Annotated in this window: 2 protein-coding genes; both read left to right on the top strand. The window is 71.5% G+C overall.

Going from position 1 to position 1,272, the window contains the following annotated elements; all coding sequences use genetic code 11:
• Positions 1 to 541, top strand: a 541-nt coding sequence (locus BHU15_RS37345; RefSeq protein WP_368483240.1) for a sensor histidine kinase, incomplete at its 5' end; no start/stop codon positions are given.
• Between the two features lie 175 nt (positions 542 to 716).
• On the top strand, positions 717 to 1,178 hold the full coding sequence (locus tag BHU15_RS37340) for a cyclic nucleotide-binding domain-containing protein (protein WP_069631127.1): 462 nt from the start codon (positions 717 to 719) through the stop codon (positions 1,176 to 1,178).
• Positions 1,179 to 1,272 lie beyond the last annotated feature (94 nt).

Raw genomic sequence — 1,272 nt, 5'->3', positions numbered from 1 at the left:
CACGGGGATGACCCTGCAGAGTGTCGTCCGGTTCGTCGACCATCCCGGAGCCCAGGAGCGGCTGCTGCGGGCCGTGGACGACCTCGACGAGACCATCAAGATCATTCGCTCGACGATCTTCGGGCTGCGCGTCCAGGAAGCGGGGCGGTCAAAACGCCGACTCAGGTCCCGCGCCACCGACACGGTCCAGCAGGCGGTGCGCTCCCTCGGTTTCACCCCGTCCCTGCGCATGGAGGGCCTGCTCGACACGGATGTGCCACCGGAGACCACCGAGCACGTCGTCGCCGTCCTCGCGGAGGCGCTCAGCAACGTCGCACGGCACGCGCACGCCACCTCGGCGTCCGTGGCCCTGGTGGTCCGCGGCGGGACACTGACACTGTCGGCCTCGGACAACGGGGTGGGCATCGGTACGGCCGGTCGGAGAAGCGGTCTGGCGAACCTTTCCAAGCGGGCCCACGGTCTGGGCGGCACCATGACGGTCGAGGCACCCGATGACGGAGGTACGCGGCTCGTATGGACGGTGCCGGTCGTCCCGCGATGACCCAGGCGTCGGGACAGCGGCCCCGGAACGCGGGAGCGAAGGGACCGTTCGGGCCACCCGCGATGCCGGACGGCCCCTGCCCGCTGGCCGGCCCCGGCAGGCACCCTTGGATGGCAAGACCTGTCCGGCGGGGGGCGGTGGATCCACCGCCGGAGCGGACCCGGGAGGTACGGCCATGGCCATGACTCTGCTGAACGCCCTGCCCCACCAGGCAAGGGAGCGTCTGATGGAGTTCTCCCGCCCGGTGTCCTTCCCGGCGGGTACCCGGATCTTCGAGGACCAGGGACCGGCGGACCGGTTCTGGGTCATCCGGACAGGAGCGGTCAACCTCGATCTGCGCGACCCCGGACGGGACGTGGGCACGCTGGACATGCTGGGCCACGGCGATCTCCTGGGGTGGTCGCGGCTGGTACCGCCGTACACCTGGCATCTGGGCGCTGAAGCCTTCAGCCTGGTCAGGGCGTACGAGTTCGACGCCCGAGCGGTACGGGCCCTGTGCAACGAGGACCCCGTCCTCGGGCTGGCACTGACCCGGCGTGTGCTGGAAGTGGTGGCGGACCGTCTCCAGGCGACCCGTGTCCGTCTCCTGGGCATGGACGCCCCGCAGCAGAGCGAGCGCACGCTTCCCCACCGATGACGAGCGGGCGGTGGCCGTGCGGGGCGTCTCGCGACGGCGGCTGCCGCTGGTCAGCGGCAGCCGCCTCCGCGGTCGTCGGACGAGCCGGTGTCGC

It is taken from the genome of Streptomyces niveus (assembly GCF_001723055.1).
In the GTDB taxonomy this organism is placed as follows: domain Bacteria; phylum Actinomycetota; class Actinomycetes; order Streptomycetales; family Streptomycetaceae; genus Streptomyces; species Streptomyces niveus.
This window is presented reverse-complemented; position numbering and strand designations above follow the sequence as displayed.

Excerpts from the sequence above, each read along its gene's own strand:
- BHU15_RS37340 (WP_069631127.1), top strand. The coding sequence starts at position 717 with ATGGCCATGACTCTGCTGAACGCCCTGCCCCACCAGGCAAGGGAGCGT.